Below are 16,022 nucleotides of genomic sequence, written 5' to 3'. Positions count from 1 at the left end.
TTTATTTACTAGTTACTTCCTCTTTCACTAAAACGTCATCCATCGAGAAGCCTAGTGCAGCTGCTACACCTTCTCCATAAGCAGGATCTGCTTGGTAGCAGTGGCGGATGTGGCGATATTTAATCTCGTTTGGAGCGTCTCCAAGATTGCGGGCAGTATTGCCAAAGAGCAATTCTTTTTGTTCGTCACTCATCAGATTAAACAATTTGCCTGGTTGTGTGAAATAATCGTCATCGTCTTCACGGAAATCCCAGTGCGCTGCATCGCCATAGATTTTGAGTGGCGGCTCCATGAAGTTAGGCTGTTGCTTCCACTCACCAAAGCTGTTCGGTTCATATGAAGTTCTACTTCCATGGTTGCCATCTACACGCATTGCGCCATCGCGGTGGAAGCTATGGACCGGACATTTTGGTGCGTTGACCGGAATTTGATGATGATTGACACCAAGGCGGTAGCGCTGGGCATCACCGTATGAGAATAGTCTCGCTTGCAACATTTTGTCAGGCGAGAAGCCGATTCCTGGAACGATTGCTGCCGGTGTGAAAGCCGCTTGTTCAACTTCCGCGAAATAATTATCTGGATTGCGGTTCAATTCAATTTCTCCAACTTCGATAAGAGGGAAGTCGCCCTTATACCATACTTTCGTTAAATCAAACGGATTGTAAGGCATGTTCAATGCTTGTTCCTCAGTCATGACTTGGATATACATCTTCCATTTCGGGAAGTTGCCGTTGTCGATATTTTCCAATAGATCGCGTTGGTGGGATTCACGGTCTGTACCGATCAACTCAGTAGCTTGCTCGTCCGTCAAGTTCTCAATCCCTTGTTGGGAACGAAAATGGAACTTAACCCAAACGCGTTCATTATCTGCATTGATCATGCTATACGTATGGCTTCCAAAGCCGTGCATATGACGATAAGATTTCGGAATTCCTCGATCGCTCATAACGATTGTAATTTGGTGCAAAGCTTCAGGAAGAGAAGTCCAAAAATCCCAGTTGTTTGTTGCGCTTCTCATGTTTGTGCGCGGATCCCTTTTAACTGCATGGTTCAAGTCAGGGAATTGAAGCGGATCTCTGAAGAAGAAGACAGGGGTGTTATTGCCTACTAAATCCCAGTTACCTTCTTCTGTGTAAAATTTAAGTGCGAAACCGCGAATGTCGCGTTCAGCATCAGCCGCACCACGTTCTCCGGCAACTGTTGAAAAACGGGCAAACATGTCTGTCTTTTTGCCAACTTCAGAGAAGATTTTCGCTCTTGTATATTGTGTAATATCATTCGTCACTGTGAAAGTTCCATAAGCGGCAGATCCTTTTGCGTGCATACGGCGTTCAGGAATAACTTCACGATCAAAATGAGCTAGTTTTTCAATTAGCCATACGTCCTGTAATAGGACTGGGCCGCGTGGACCTGCAGTCATTGAGTTTTGGTTGTCAACTACTGGAGCTCCAGCTGCGGTAGTTAACTTTTTTTGAGAATGATTATCATTGTTAGTCATTGATAATGCCTCCTTGATAAGTAATCTTCTATCTTCAACAACAACTATAGCATATGAAGTTCTTGAATACTATAGTTATTTATAATAATTATTGATAAAGAATTTATATTTCTATCTGAAGAATATAAAGGTTTTAAGTTATCAAATTGGTTTCAATAAAAAAACGAAAGTCACTTTATTAGTGGACCTTCGTTTTTTTATTATTAAAATGGAAGTTTGATTAAATATCCAATCGACAAGCAAAGGACAGTGGAAACAGCAGTGCCAATTGAAGCGAAAATTAGATATCTTCGTATTCCCATTCCTACACTGCCAGATAGATAACAGATGATATGTCTCATGCCAGGTACAAAATACCCCAACGTCACTGCCCATGGACCGTATTTTTCAAACCATCTATCAACTAGCTGAAGTCGATTAGGGGAAAGTCGAACCCATTTCCCATATTTTATTAGCAGCGGCTTTCCTATATTTCGACCGAGTGCATAGGTGAAAATAGTTCCTGACATTACGCCCAAAACGGTAATGATTAATGCGATAGGAAAATTCAAGGTGCCAATTGAAGTTAGGTGTCCAATGAATGCAACAACGAATTCATCGGGCAAGGGCAAGCCGAATATACCTAAAGCTAAAAAGAAGTAGACAGCAAAATAACCATAATGAAGTATAAAATCATTGAACTGCAGCATATCATTCCCTCGCTCTTCTCATGAAGTTTTCCGTTGTCTTAGTCGCGGGGAGCTAAATTCCATTTTCCGACCGACTGTCCCATCCTCACCTCAGTGTTTGTAGGGATTGTAGGTTGGAATAAGTGGTTTTTCTCTAGTAAAAGTATCACCGTTGATCCGAACGAGAAATAACCGAACTCTTCTCCCTTTCTGCATTCTTTGGAGGAGTCATTGATATGAATGCTGTTGACATTAAGTGCCCCTACCTTAATGATTGCCATTTTGCCGTGCTCAGTCGATAGTTCAGAGATGAGACGGAAATTCGTAGCAAAAGGTTGGTTACCAAGCCGGAGTCCTAAATCATTTACTGGAAATGAAGTGGAGCCAAGAGCATAGCGTGAAACCAGTTTACCGTCGTATGGGTAGTGAAAATGATGGTAGTGGCTTGGTGAAAGGTAAAATACGTAAAAGAATCCACCCTCATAGGCATTTGATATCTTTTCATCTCCCAAAATTTGTTTTATACTATATAAATATTCTTTTATGATGAAAGTTTGATCTTTCTCGATTGTACCCGAAGCACTTAGATACCCATCTACCGGGGATATTAATATTTCATGTTGAGAGTCGATTGGACGTGCACCTTGCTTTAAATTTCGCGTAAAATAGGCTTGAAGGCTTTCATATCGTTCAATGGGGAACTCAGCTTCACTCTCATTGATATGATATGTTCGTGCAAAAGGTTTAATCAGCTTTCGACTTAGACGAGAGCTAGTAACGGACTTCAACACCGATGAAGAAACTGGATGCCCGGTTAGTTCGACAAAGTATTTAAATAGTGCTTTTTTCATTCTATCAGTCTCCAATGCTTTGATAACTACACAAGATGGAGGAATCATTATGTTTTTATCGAGATACTTCGATTATACTAAAATTAAAGGTCAATTGGCTAATGCAATTACTGTTATAAACCTGAGCTTTGGTATTATTGCCATAATCCTTATTGCACGTGAACTCAGCCATATGAGTTTAGTTTTTATTTTCCTTGCAGCTCTTTTCGATCGTTTTGATGGAATGGTGGCACGTCATTTCCATTCAGAGTCTTTGTTCGGTAAAGAGCTGGATTCGTTAAGTGATCTGGTTTCATTTGGTGTAGCTCCGGCACTTCTGATTTATATGACTGACTTATCCGAGATGCTATGGGTAGGAATTGCAGCTACTGTATTTTATATAGTTGCAGGAGCAATTCGATTAGCTCGTTATAACGTCAAGGAATTCGATGGTGTTTTTTATGGCGTGCCAATTACAGTGGCGGGTGTACTCTTAACTTTATGCTACTTCCTAAGTCCATATATCGAACCCCAGTTTTTTGTAATCATCATGGTCATCCTTGGATTTGCAATGATCAGCAATGTTCGAATTGCAAAGGTATAAGATCAACAGGTGGGGGCATTCCTTCACCTGTTTTTTTGCAGATTTTTGTGGGTACCTGCTTTTTTGATACCTGTGCAGTAAACAAATTCAATGGTATACACTACAATTGCATAAAATAAAAATGGAAGCTGTCCTCTTTACAGGTACCTCTTTACATGTTTTTCTTGTTTTTGTATAATAATTTATATAGTAAATGGAGACGTACCCAAGAGGCTGAAGGGGGCTGACTCGAAATCAGCTAGGGCGTTCACGCGTCGCGGGGGTTCAAATCCTCTCGTCTCCGTATATGCAGTCGTACTCTATTAAGAGTACGACTTTTTTTATGAAGAAAACATCAGTAGTTGGCTTTCCGGAATTGTAGCGGAAGGCGTCCGCCTATAGTGGAAATCCACTTGGAATATGTATTTCAATTGGTGACTTGTCCAAATGTCTGTTATTCTATAAGAAAGCATTGTATTGAAAGGATGAGTCATATGTCAGGTCCTGCATTGAAGCAACTACAAGCTCATCGTGCTATCCATGAAGGCGGACTATCAGGAGCTGTAAGTAAGACAGAATTGCTCATTGATTTTCTACAAAAAGGTGATATGGAATTAGCAGATCGTGCGGCCGGTGAATTAATTGATTATTGGAAATCAAGAGTGATCAGCCATGCTGATGCAGAAGAGGAAGGGCTATACCAAGATATTAAAAATGAGAATCCTGAATTGGAAGAGGCAATCATCCAGTTGACGAGAGACCACGACCTACTTAGGATTATCGTAGAAGACATTGAAACGCTACGAAAAACAGAAAAGCTTAGCCCAACCGTTTTACAAAAGTTTTATGCTCTTTTGGTTATTAATGAAATACATAGCCGAGACGAGGAACGGATGCTGCTGGAGTAAAGGATATGGAAAAAGCGCCGGAGGATTGGTGCTTTTTTCTTTGATTTTCAATAAGAGGTGATACTAATCGAACAAATAACTTCCGTCTTAACTACCTACTTTGGCTTTTCTTCCTTCCGTACAGGCCAAGAACAAGCTATTCGAAATGTATTAAACGGACAAGATACACTCTGTGTTATGCCGACCGGCGGAGGGAAATCCATCTGCTACCAAGTTCCTGCATTAGTCATGGAAGGCACGGTCCTTGTTGTATCCCCGTTGATTTCTTTGATGAAAGACCAAGTCGATGCCCTTCATCAAATTGGTATTCCAGCGGCATACATCAATAGTACTTTGTCGACAGAGGAATACTTCGGGACTGTTGAAAATGCAGTAGAAGGAATGTATCGTCTGCTTTATGTTGCTCCGGAACGTTTTGAATCCCCCTCTTTCATTCAGCAGATCAGCAAAATGGACATCCCGATGATTGCGATTGACGAGGCGCATTGTATTTCGCAATGGGGTCATGATTTCAGACCGAGTTATCGGATGATGAGCAAAGTCATATCCTCATTTGATCAAAAGCCCGTTGTTTTGGCATTGACGGCAACCGCAACACCAGCTGTTCGCGATGATATTTGCGATCAATTGCAAATCGAACATGAAAATACAGTTATGACAGGTTTTGAACGAAGCAATCTCACTTTTTCTGTTATAAAAGGACAGGATCGCGACAAGTTCATCAAAGACTATATTAAAAAAAATGATGGGGAAGCGGGTATCATTTATGCCGCCACCCGTAAAGCGGTAGATCAGATCCATGCAACGCTCGAGAGGAGCGGAGTCGCTGTTGCAAAATACCATGCAGGATTATCTGATGTTGTCAGGCAATCTGAACAGGAAAGATTCCTCATGGATGAGGCAACTGTTATGGTGGCGACGAATGCATTCGGTATGGGCATTGATAAAAGTAATATTAGATACGTTATCCATTACCAAATGCCGAAAAACATGGAAAGCTATTATCAAGAAGCAGGCCGTGCTGGCAGGGATGGACTTGACAGTGATTGCACTCTTTTATTTTCCTCACAAGACGTAATTACGCAGCGGTTTCTTATTGACCAATCGCAAGATCAAAATCGAATTCCAGCCGAACTTGAAAAGCTGCAATCGATGATCGACTACTGCCATACGGAATCATGTCTACAAAAGTTTATCATTTCGTATTTCGGGGAGACGGATGTGCAAGATTGTGGACGTTGCGCAAATTGTACAGACACCCGGGAAAGTTTTGAAGTAACCGTTGACGTGCAGAAGGTGTTGTCTTGCGTTATACGGATGGGCCAACGATTTGGCAAGACGATGATTGCACAAGTACTCACTGGCTCGCGGAATAAAAAAGTGCTTGAGTTCGGATTCGATAAATTGACTACGTATGGCCTTATGAAAGATAGGAATGCGAAAGATGTGTCCGATTTCATCGAATTTATAATATCAGAGAACTATCTAGGCGTAGAAAATGGACAATTCCCGATCATTTACGTCACTGAACAAGGCAAGGATGTCTTAACGGGAGAAGTGAAAGTGTATCGAAAAGGGACTGTCGAAACGAAACAGATTACAAAAGACGACCCATTATTCAATCAACTGCGTGCTCTTCGCATGGAGCTTGCTCAAGAAGCTGGCGTGCCGCCATTCGTTGTCTTTTCGGATAAGACGCTTCGGGACATGGCGACGAAAATGCCGATAACAGAAGAAGCGTTTTTGGAAGTGAATGGAGTCGGTGCGGCGAAGTTGGAGCGGTACGGTGAAGCATTCATAGAGGAAATTAAATCGTTTTCTATTCAAAATAGCTGAGCTTAATATGAAAAGCCGGTTCAATGATCGTAATGTTCATGAACCGGCTTTTTCGGCAATTAAATTAAACTATCATTGTCACTCTGTTAAGGCTAAACTCTTCTTCATCCCTAAAACCGTATATACGGCTGCAATTAATAAGATGATGCCTGTAAGCATAAAGCCTCCTTTGAAAGTCAAGTCCAAATAACCGATAAGACTGGAGCCGGCTACAACTCCAATCGAAAAGAATGCATAGAAATATCCATAAGCCTTTCCGCGGAATTCCGGTGACGAGGAATCGATGAGCAAGGAATTGATGGAAGGGAATAAAAATGCAAAACCTACGCCATATAATGCCATTGCCAAGTAAAGGAACTGTAACTCTGTAACTTGACTGAGAAATAACATACTTAATCCCATTATCGATATACCGAACGCCAATGTTATCATCGGTCGTGCTTTGTCGAAGATGCGGTTAATCGGAAGCAGGAAAATAAGGATGGCTACGATGCCGAATGTGCTCAGCAGCATTCCTGTTGATTTCGTATCAAATCCTAACGCTTCTACCTTTAAAGGTAAAACTAAAGCTAATACACCTTGAGAGAACATAAGGAAAAATGCACCCGCAAATGCGCGGACCATTCCGGGATGTTTGAACAAATAGCGCACCCTGAAATGTTTCGCATCCTTCGTTCTCTTCTTTTTACTAAATGAAACAGAACGCAAGAGGAAAAATGCAGCAATCGCAAGAATGAACATAATGACTCCATTCACTGTCATGATGAAAGGAGTTCCTGTTTTTGAAGCGACAATTCCGCTGTAAGCCGGGCCGACAATTGCTGCCATCCCAACAAATGCGCCTGAAATTGCTACACTTCGACCTCTTTTAGATTCTTCCGCACGATTAGCAAGAAATGTAAAAGCGGCAGGAACGATAAGACCTTCCATGAAACCATGGACGAACCGGATCCCTAGCAATGACATAGGTCCTGTTGCGAAAGAATAGAAGAGTAGGGATACGCCTGATGCAAATAAGCCGATTAGCAAGATAATAAATGGTCCTTTGCGATCAGTCATGAAACCCGAAATGACATTTCCGATTGTATTAGAAAATGAATACATCCCGACAGCCAATCCTGTCATAAAGGAAGATGCACCTAACGACAGGGCGAAAGGACTCATAATTGGCAGTTGAGAAAATAAATCAAAAAAGGAAAAAAAGACAATAATATAAACAAAAGCGCGCATGTGGAATCCTCATTTCAATTAAGTTGAATCATATTCTACTTTACCATGTATGAAGAAATAGGCAAAAGGACAGCTTGTGAACAAAAGAATCATTAGCAAAATGAACCGCAAAACGATAAAATGAGAGAATACTTTTAGAGAGAGGGCTGTTCAATATGAATAATAAGATCAGAATTGGAATCGTAGGATACGGCAACTTAGGTAGAGGAGTCGAGTCAGCAATCGCTCAAAACGATGATCTGGAGCTAGCAGGAGTATTCACCCGGAGAGAACCGGAAGATTTAAAAGTGAATAGTAATGCGCCTGTTTTACGGCTGAATGAAATTGAAAAATACATGGATGATATCGACGTGATGATATTATGCGGTGGCTCGAAAGACGATCTTCCTGAACAAGGACCGATGCTTTCGAAACTATTCAATACAGTCGACAGCTTCGATACACATGCGAAAATTCCTGAATATTTTGAAGCAGTCGATGAATCGGCGAAACCGAATGGCAAAACGGCAATCATTTCCGTCGGATGGGACCCGGGCTTATTTTCCATCAATCGTCTATACGGAGAATCGATTCTTCCTGAAGGTGCTACGTATACATTTTGGGGGAAAGGGTTAAGCCAAGGGCATTCCGACGCCGTCAGAAGAATTGATGGAGTGAAAGGGGCCGTTCAATATACGATTCCTGTTGAGTCAGCGGTTGAAAAAGTACGCAGTGGATCACAGCCTGAACTAACAACACGGGAAAAGCATACACGTGAATGCTTTGTCGTACTGGAGGAAGGCGCTGACGCTAAGGAAGTGGAGCGAGCCATCGTAACGATGCCTAATTACTTCTCAGATTATGATACGACAGTCAATTTCATAACTGAACAACAATTAAAAGAGGAGCATAGCGCAATGCCTCATGGAGGATTTGTCATCCGCAGCGGGAAAACTGGAGAAGGAAACGATCAAGTAATCGAATTTTCGTTGAAATTGGACAGTAATCCGGAATTCACATCTAGCGTCCTCGTTGCTTACGCGCGCGCTGCTTATAGACTAAATAAAAACGGAGAGACTGGTGCGAAAACTGTATTCGACGTCGCTCCAGGACTGCTTTCTCCGAAATCTGCAGCGTCGCTACGAAAAGAAATGCTATAAGTGTGAAAGCACTTCCATTGTTACCAATTTTCATCTATACTGAATTTGAAGTTTTTTTATTTAGGAGGGCGAAATAAATGTCGAAAATGGATGAAACATTAGTCATGTTAAAAGACTTGACGGACGCGAAAGGGATTCCTGGCAATGAGCGTGAACCACGTGAAGTCATGAAGAAATATATCGAGCCGTTCGCTGATGAAATCGAATATGACGGCCTAGGATCATTAATTGCTAAAAAAAGCGGCGATGCCAATGGACCAAAAGTGATGGTAACGGGTCATTTGGATGAAGTCGGCTTCATGGTGACGAAAATTGATGATAAAGGATTCATTTCCTTCCAACCAGTTGGCGGATGGTGGTCTCAAGTCATGCTTGCTCAACGTGTAACGATCGTTACGCGCAAAGGGGATACAGTGACGGGCATCATCGGTTCAAAGCCTCCGCACATTCTTACAGCCGAAGCACGTAAAAAACCGGTAGATATTAAAGACATGTTCGTTGATATCGGTGCAACTTCAAAGGATGAAGCAATGGAGTGGGGCGTTCTTCCTGGCGATATGATCGTTCCTCATTTCGAATTCACTGTCATGAACAATGACAAATACTTGCTTGCGAAAGCATGGGATAATCGTATTGGATGTGCGATTGCAATTGACGTCATGAAAGCATTGAAGGGCGAAAACCATCCGAACATCGTATTCGGAGTTGGTGCGGTCCAAGAGGAAATCGGTTTGCGCGGTGCAAAAACGGCTGCTGCAAAAGTGAAGCCTGATATCGGCTTTGCTGTTGACGTAGGTGTTGCTGGTGATACGCCTGGCGTAACTTCAAAGGAATCGACAAGCAAAATGGGCGACGGGCCACAAATCTTACTTTATGATGCATCCATGGTCTCTCATAAAGGATTGCGTGATCTTGTCGTTGATACAGCAGAAGAACACGGCATCCCTTACCAATTCGAAGCAATTCCTGGCGGAGGAACAGATGCGGGTTCAATTCATGTTAGTGGGAACGGTGTACCGTCTTTAGCGATTTGTATCGCAACGCGCTATATCCATTCGCATGCTGCAATGCTACACCGCGATGATTACGAAAATGCAGTGAAATTGATTGTCGAAGTGATAAAGAAGTTGGATCGCGAAACAGTTGATAAAATCATTTTTGAATAATAAAGCAAGACCGTACCTACAATAGGTACGGTCTTTTTTATACATTGTATATTGTATAAATGCATATTGAAGAATTCTTCAATTGTGAATAAAAAACCTTATATTAAGCATACTCCTGACTAACTAAGTATTATTAATGTACTCATAATAATTCATTTGACTTTATAAATATGCGTACTTATAATAAAGCTAACAACCATAATCAGGATGGAGATGATCAATTTGGTCAAAATGCATATATCCACATTGAAAACGGCAAAAAAAATAGAAAGTCAACTTAAAGGCCGCGATCTTTTAACGCTGCTAGATTATTCGAGCGAAGAAATCGATTATTTATTGCAAAAAGCTTTAGTGATGAAGAAAGACGCAATCGTAGGAAAATGTCCCCCCATACTTCAAGGGAAGACGCTTGGCATGATTTTTGAAAAGCACTCCACGCGTACTAGAATTTCCTTCGAAGTCGGAATGGTCCAGCTTGGTGGTCATGCGATGTACATGAACGCGAAGGATTTGCAAATTGGGCGTGGAGAATCCGTGTATGATACCGGAAATGTATTATCCGGTTACTTGGATGCAGTCATGATTCGTGCAAATTCACATGAAATGGTGGAAGAATTGGCAAAACATTCATCCATTCCGATCATTAATGGACTGACAGATATGTACCATCCATGCCAGGCGCTTGCAGATTTACTTACGATTATTGAAGTGAAAGGGTCTGTTGCCGGCAAAAGACTCGCATATGTCGGTGACGGGAATAATGTTGCCCATTCATTAGTCATTGGGGCAGTTCGTATGGGAATGCATGTCACTGTTGCGACTCCTAAAGGGTTCGAGGTTAATGAAGATCTTTTTGTCAAAGCGAAGAAAATTGCGGAAGAAACAGGCGGTACTGTTATGCAGACATATAATCCAGTAGAAGCGGTAATAAATGCGGATGTTGTTTATACAGACGTATGGGCGAGTATGGGACAGGAGGAAGAGGCCGCTGCGCGACTCGAAGCATTCAAAGGGTTCCAAATAAACGATGCCCTTGTTGCCAATGCGAAGAAAGATTATATGTTCCTACATTGCTTGCCAGCTCACCGCGAAGAAGAGGTTGCCACTTCCGTCATTGACGGACCGAATTCGTATGTATTCCAGCAGGCGGAAAATCGTCTGCACGCGCAGAAAGCTGTATTGGCATCGTTGCTGTAAGTAAATGATAAAAGCCACTCCTAATGGGTGGCTTTTAACGTTGCAATATTAACCTGCAGAGAAAGCTTGCGCGAGTTCGCCGCTAATTTTCGTCTTTTCCTGTTCATCGGCATTAACCCATAGCTTTTCAAAAAATACACCTAGACCTGGCAATAAATGTTCTTCGCCTCGCTGTAATGCATCTTCCACGACGTTGCGAATATCGGTCGCGGAGTTATTCGTCATATTAGCGGTGATGGCGTCACGAATTTGGAAATTCATCATATCATCCTCCTGATATCATTTTGTACACAATGATCGCCAACTATACGGACATTTGTTACACTAGAAGAAAAAGGATGTAGCTCAATACATGAAAAGAATCGAATCGACACAAAATGCACTCGTGAAACATTGGAAAAAGCTTGTAACCTCAAAGAAAGACCGCGATAAATCGGAAGAATTCATCGTGGAAGGATTCCATCTTGTTGAAGAGGCGCTTAACACAGATGGAACAATCCTTCATTTGATTGTCAGAGAAGACTTGGAGCTGCCCGCAGAATGGAAAATCGATCATCTCCAGCTGATTCAAGTGACAAAGGCTGTCGCTAAGGAGCTGGTCGAAACGGAGCAGTCCCAAGGGATATTTGCACATTGCCGTCAGCCGGAATATACAGATGATGAGGCTGTCAGCTGGAAAAAGCTTTTATTCATTGATGCCGTACAAGATCCAGGGAATATCGGTACGATGATTCGGACAGCGGATGCGGCTGGTATGGACGCCGTTATTCTCGGAAAAGGGTCAGCGGATCCCTTTAATCCTAAAACGGTCCGATCGGCTCAAGGTTCTCATTTCCATATTCCTGTAGTAAAAGGGGAACTTGGGGATTGGATTGACAGAATGAAGGCGGATGGAATTAAAGTCATCGGTACTGGATTGCAAAATGCGGTCGATCATTACAATGTAGGTCCGTTGAAGGAATTTGCACTTATTGTCGGCAATGAAGGAAGCGGAGTCGCTGCCGAATACTTATCAAAAGCCGACGATATTGTGAAAATTCCTTTGTATGGCAAAGCAGAATCTTTGAATGTCGCTATTGCTGCCGGGATCTTGCTATACACTTACGGGAAACAATGATATCGATGTTGATGTCCTAAACGAAATCGGGTATAGTAAAGCTGTATATACTTTCGAAAAGCTATGACCGGGAAAAGTAAACAGATTGCAACCGACAGGAAATCGGCGCCTTGACTGAGAGCGCAGATGGGCGAATACTGTTGAAGTTCACCCCGCGAGCTGCCGCTTGGACCAGTGCCAACTGTAAAGGCGTGCCGGTAGAGGGCCGTTATTCCAAATGAAGTGATTATGCATTTTGTTGCATAATAATCAGGGTGGTACCGCGAACTCGTCCTCGTCCCTTTTTAGGGGCGGGGTTTTTTATTTTGAAAGGAGAATGACAATGGAACAGCAATTGCAACAATTGAAAGAAGAAGCATTGACGAAAATCCAGGAAGCGACGAGCGTTAAAGAATTAAATGACGTCCGAGTCGCTTACCTTGGTAAGAAGGGACCTATTACCGATCTATTGAAAGGGATGGGAAAGCTTCCTGCTGAAGAACGTCCTAAAATGGGAGCTCTCGTCAATGTAATCCGTGAAGCGGTAACAGAATCACTGGAAGCAAAAATGACAAAGCTTGAAGAAGAAGCGATCAATGCGCAACTGGAAAAAGAGGCGATTGACGTCACATTGCCTGGCCGTCCCGTTCCAACCGGCAACCATCATCCATTGACTCGTGTTGTTGAAGAGATCGAAGACTTTTTCATCAGCATGGGCTATGAAATCGCTGAAGGTCCAGAAGTGGAAAAAGATTATTATAACTTTGAAGCGCTTAATTTGCCGAAAGGGCATCCGGCGCGTGACATGCAGGATTCATTTTATATTTCCGAAGAGGTTCTTCTTCGTACTCATACATCTCCAGTTCAAGCGAGAACGATGGAGGCGAAAGGCGGAACTGCTATCAAAATCATCTGCCCGGGCAAAGTATACCGCCGGGATAATGACGATGCGACGCATTCCCACCAATTCACGCAAATCGAAGGACTCGTTGTCGGCGAAGATATCCGCATGAGTGACTTAAAAGGGACACTCGACCTGTTTGCGAAAAAAATGTTCGGCGCTGATCGTGAAATTCGTTTGCGTCCTAGTTTCTTCCCGTTCACTGAACCGTCGGTAGAGATGGATATCTCTTGCTTCAAATGTGGCGGCGACGGCTGTAATGTATGTAAAAAGACAGGTTGGATCGAAATTTTAGGCGCGGGAATGGTGCACCCGAACGTATTGAAGATGGCAGGCTATGACCCATCCGTCGTAACAGGTTTTGCATTCGGCATGGGACCTGAGCGGATTGCAATGTTGAAATATGGTGTGGAAGATATCCGTCATTTCTATACGAATGATGTGCGATTCATATCACAATTTCATCGGACGGAAGCTTAAGGAGGAGAAGACATGTTAGTATCTACAAAATGGTTGAATGAATATGTAAATATAAATGGAATTGATCCTGCAGATCTTGCAGAAAAAATAACGCGTTCAGGCATAGAAGTTGATTCCATCATTTATCGCGGACAAGGAATGACAAATGTCGTTGTCGGACATGTGAAAGAATGCGTGAAGCATCCGGAAGCGGATAAATTGAACATATGCCAAGTGGATGTCGGAGAAGAGACGACGCAAATCATTTGTGGAGCACCGAATGTCGCAGACGGCCAAAAAGTCATCGTTGCACGACCTGGAGCTGTTCTTCCTGGCGGCATGAAAATCAAAAAAGCGAAACTGCGTGGAGAAGAATCGAACGGGATGATTTGTTCCTTGCAAGAGCTAGGGATTGAAGGGAAACTCGTTCCGAAAGCATATGCGGAAGGTATTTACGTATTGCCTCAAGATGCAGTGCCAGGGGAAAATGCGCTTCCATTACTTGGATTGGACGATACAGTGCTTGAATTCGATTTGACGCCGAACCGTTCAGATGCGCTGAGCATGTTAGGCGTCGCTTATGAAGTCGGTGCGATTTTATCCCAAGGGATTGCACTGCCAAAAATTGATTATCCTTTGTCGGCAGAAAAGGCGGAAGACATGTTGAAACTTCGTATCGATGCTGCTGAAGATAACCCGATGTATGTCGCAAAAGTCGTGAAAAATATAAAAGTGGCCGAATCGCCATTATGGCTTCAAAATGCTTTGATGGCAGCAGGCGTACGCCCTCATAATAATGTAGTCGATATTACAAATTATGTTCTCATGGAGTACGGCCAACCATTGCATGCATTCGACTATGATCGGCTTGAGACAGGAGAAATTGTCGTTCGTCATGCTAAAGAGGGTGAAATAATAACAACATTGGATGATGCAGAACGGAAATTACAAGCACATAACCTTGTCATTACGAATGGCAACGAACCTGTAGCGCTAGCTGGCGTCATGGGTGGAGCAAATTCTGAAGTGCATGATGGGACGACGACTGTTGTTATCGAATCTGCTTATTTTGCACCTTCATCAGTTCGCCGCACTTCCAGAGAAGTTGGCCTTCGAAGCGATGCAAGTACCCGTTTCGAAAAAGGAGTCGATCCGAACCGTGTACAAGAGGCTGCTGAACGTGCAGCTCAGCTGATGGCTAATCTTGCTGGCGGGGAAGTCCTTGCTGGGTCAGTCATCTTTGATGAACTTGACAAAACAGCTGAGCGAATTACTGTTTCACCGGATTATATCAACAGCCGCCTTGGCATGAAAATTTCGATGGAAGAAATGCTCAATATACTGGATCGCCTTCGAATTCCAACAGAAGCAATCAATGGGCAGCTTGTTATCGATGCTCCGACACGTAGGCAAGATTTGAAAATCAGGGAAGATATTATTGAAGAAATTGCACGAATGTATGGATACGATGAAATTCCGAAAACGCTTCCTGTATCAGAGTCAACGCCGGGAGGATTGACGCCATACCAGGCAAAACGCCGTATTGTTCGCGAGTTCCTTGAAGGAGCTGGGCTGTATCAGGCAATTACTTATTCATTGACATCGAAAGCGCATGCGCAATTATTTGCGTTGGAAACGGCCCCGGTAACGGAATTGCTTATGCCAATGAGTGAGGATCGCAGCGTACTACGTCAAAGCCTAATTCCTCATCTGTTAGAAGCGGCTACGTATAACGTTGCGCGCCGTATCGACTCAGTTTCTCTATATGAAACAGGCTCCGTATTCCTTGGGGAAGAAGAGGATGGCCTTCCACGTGAAGTAGAGCATTTAGCGGCAGTCTTGACAGGTAAATGGGTCGACCATGCTTGGCAGGCGGAGTCGAAAAAAGTTGATTTCTATGTTGTCAAAGGCATAGTCGAAGGATTGTTGGATCGCTTAGGACTTCTTCATGGTTTATCATTTGAAAAAGCTGTAATCGATGGAATGCATCCGGGTCGGACTGCAAATGTTCTATTGCAGGGCGAGCGAATCGGCTTGATCGGCCAAATCCACCCGACGGAGCAAAAGAAACGTGACTTGAAAGAAACGTATGTAATGGAATTGAATTTGAAAACCATTCTCTCTATAAATACGGATGAACTTCTTTATGTTCCTGTTCCACGTTTCCCATCCATTTCACGGGACATTGCACTCGTTGTTGCAAGAGAAACTTCCGCAGGCATGCTGGAAGAAACTATAAGACAGGCGGGCGGCAAACTTTTGAAAGATGTGAAGCTCTTCGATCTATACGAAGGGGACAATGTAGAAGAAGGCAAGAAATCACTTGCGTTCTCATTGACTTATTTCGATCCTGAGCGCACTTTGACAGACGAAGAAGTCGTTAAAGCACACGAAAAAGTATTGCATGCTTTAACTATAGAGGCAGGCGCACAGCTTCGAGGATAAAACGAAGACCGCTAATGGAGTACATCTCCAATAGCGGTCTTTTTTATGTCGGTGTCCAAAGCGACC

The 16,022-nt window shown here is 42.9% G+C and carries 14 protein-coding genes, 1 tRNA gene and 1 other annotated feature; of the genes, 10 read left to right on the top strand and 5 right to left on the bottom strand.

Translation table 11 applies throughout. The features are described 5' to 3' along the window. Position 1: 1 nt before the first annotated feature. The 3 genes from ACR65H_RS15000 to ACR65H_RS14990 form a co-directional block, all read right to left on the bottom strand. Positions 2 to 1,498, bottom strand: a complete 1,497-nt coding sequence (locus ACR65H_RS15000) for a catalase (RefSeq protein WP_440501310.1) — start codon at positions 1,496 to 1,498, stop codon at positions 2 to 4. A gap of 203 nt (positions 1,499 to 1,701) precedes the next feature. Further along, entirely contained in the window at positions 1,702 to 2,187 is a 486-nt protein-coding gene (locus ACR65H_RS14995; RefSeq protein WP_440501308.1) for a DedA family protein, read from the bottom strand. 38 nt (positions 2,188 to 2,225) lie between these two features. Further along, positions 2,226 to 3,017 carry a phosphatidylserine decarboxylase gene (locus tag ACR65H_RS14990; protein ID WP_440501306.1) on the bottom strand — a complete coding sequence of 264 codons (792 nt, stop codon included), beginning with the start codon at positions 3,015 to 3,017 and terminating at the stop codon, positions 2,226 to 2,228. 49 nt (positions 3,018 to 3,066) lie between these two features. Between ACR65H_RS14990 and pssA the strand changes: the two genes are divergently transcribed. From pssA to recQ, 4 genes are all read left to right on the top strand, one after another. Further along, a complete protein-coding gene (gene pssA, locus ACR65H_RS14985) occupies positions 3,067 to 3,600 on the top strand; it encodes a CDP-diacylglycerol--serine O-phosphatidyltransferase (RefSeq protein ID WP_440501304.1) in 534 nt (177 codons plus the stop codon). A gap of 195 nt (positions 3,601 to 3,795) precedes the next feature. After that, a tRNA-Ser gene (locus ACR65H_RS14980) sits at positions 3,796 to 3,883 on the top strand. A 190-nt stretch (positions 3,884 to 4,073) separates the two neighbouring features. Next, on the top strand, positions 4,074 to 4,487 hold the full coding sequence (locus ACR65H_RS14975; protein WP_440501303.1) for a hemerythrin domain-containing protein: 414 nt from the start codon (positions 4,074 to 4,076) through the stop codon (positions 4,485 to 4,487). A gap of 57 nt (positions 4,488 to 4,544) precedes the next feature. After that, positions 4,545 to 6,323 carry a DNA helicase RecQ gene (gene recQ / locus ACR65H_RS14970; protein ID WP_440501301.1) on the top strand — a complete coding sequence of 593 codons (1,779 nt, stop codon included), beginning with the start codon at positions 4,545 to 4,547 and terminating at the stop codon, positions 6,321 to 6,323. A 78-nt stretch (positions 6,324 to 6,401) separates the two neighbouring features. Here recQ and ACR65H_RS14965 read toward each other — a convergent pair whose 3' ends face one another. Next, complete coding sequence (locus tag ACR65H_RS14965) at positions 6,402 to 7,553, bottom strand: MFS transporter (RefSeq protein ID WP_440501299.1); 1,152 nt, start codon at positions 7,551 to 7,553, stop codon at positions 6,402 to 6,404. A 155-nt stretch (positions 7,554 to 7,708) separates the two neighbouring features. Between ACR65H_RS14965 and ACR65H_RS14960 the strand changes: the two genes are divergently transcribed. The 3 genes from ACR65H_RS14960 to argF all read left to right on the top strand — a co-directional run bounded on the left by ACR65H_RS14960 (position 7,709) and on the right by argF (position 11,055). Next, positions 7,709 to 8,692 (top strand): diaminopimelate dehydrogenase, encoded by a 984-nt coding sequence (locus ACR65H_RS14960; protein ID WP_440501298.1) that lies wholly within the window; start codon positions 7,709 to 7,711, stop codon positions 8,690 to 8,692. Positions 8,693 to 8,769: 77 nt separating this feature from the next. Next, positions 8,770 to 9,858 (top strand): M42 family metallopeptidase, encoded by a 1,089-nt coding sequence (locus ACR65H_RS14955; RefSeq protein ID WP_440501297.1) that lies wholly within the window; start codon positions 8,770 to 8,772, stop codon positions 9,856 to 9,858. 231 nt (positions 9,859 to 10,089) lie between these two features. Beyond that, positions 10,090 to 11,055, top strand: coding sequence for an ornithine carbamoyltransferase (gene argF, locus ACR65H_RS14950; RefSeq protein WP_440501513.1), 966 nt, complete (start codon positions 10,090 to 10,092; stop codon positions 11,053 to 11,055). Positions 11,056 to 11,103: 48 nt separating this feature from the next. Here the strand turns inward: argF and sspI are convergent, their stop codons facing one another. Continuing rightward, complete coding sequence (sspI, locus tag ACR65H_RS14945; RefSeq protein ID WP_440501296.1) at positions 11,104 to 11,316, bottom strand: small acid-soluble spore protein SspI; 213 nt, start codon at positions 11,314 to 11,316, stop codon at positions 11,104 to 11,106. Positions 11,317 to 11,407: 91 nt separating this feature from the next. On the opposite strand from sspI, the gene ACR65H_RS14940 reads away from it, so the two are divergent. From ACR65H_RS14940 to pheT, 3 genes are all read left to right on the top strand, one after another. Beyond that, a complete protein-coding gene (locus ACR65H_RS14940) occupies positions 11,408 to 12,172 on the top strand; it encodes a TrmH family RNA methyltransferase (protein WP_440501294.1) in 765 nt (254 codons plus the stop codon). Positions 12,173 to 12,226: 54 nt separating this feature from the next. Further along, positions 12,227 to 12,457: a binding site (T-box leader), on the top strand. Positions 12,458 to 12,494: 37 nt separating this feature from the next. Next, on the top strand, positions 12,495 to 13,532 hold the full coding sequence (gene pheS, locus ACR65H_RS14935) for a phenylalanine--tRNA ligase subunit alpha (protein ID WP_440501293.1): 1,038 nt from the start codon (positions 12,495 to 12,497) through the stop codon (positions 13,530 to 13,532). A gap of 12 nt (positions 13,533 to 13,544) precedes the next feature. Continuing rightward, on the top strand, positions 13,545 to 15,956 hold the full coding sequence (gene pheT, locus ACR65H_RS14930) for a phenylalanine--tRNA ligase subunit beta (protein WP_440501291.1): 2,412 nt from the start codon (positions 13,545 to 13,547) through the stop codon (positions 15,954 to 15,956). Positions 15,957 to 16,022 lie beyond the last annotated feature (66 nt).

This window comes from Sporosarcina sp. SAFN-015, from assembly GCF_059415085.1.
The sequence above is the reverse complement of the archived record's forward strand: the minus strand, read 5'-3'. Positions and strand labels throughout refer to the sequence as shown.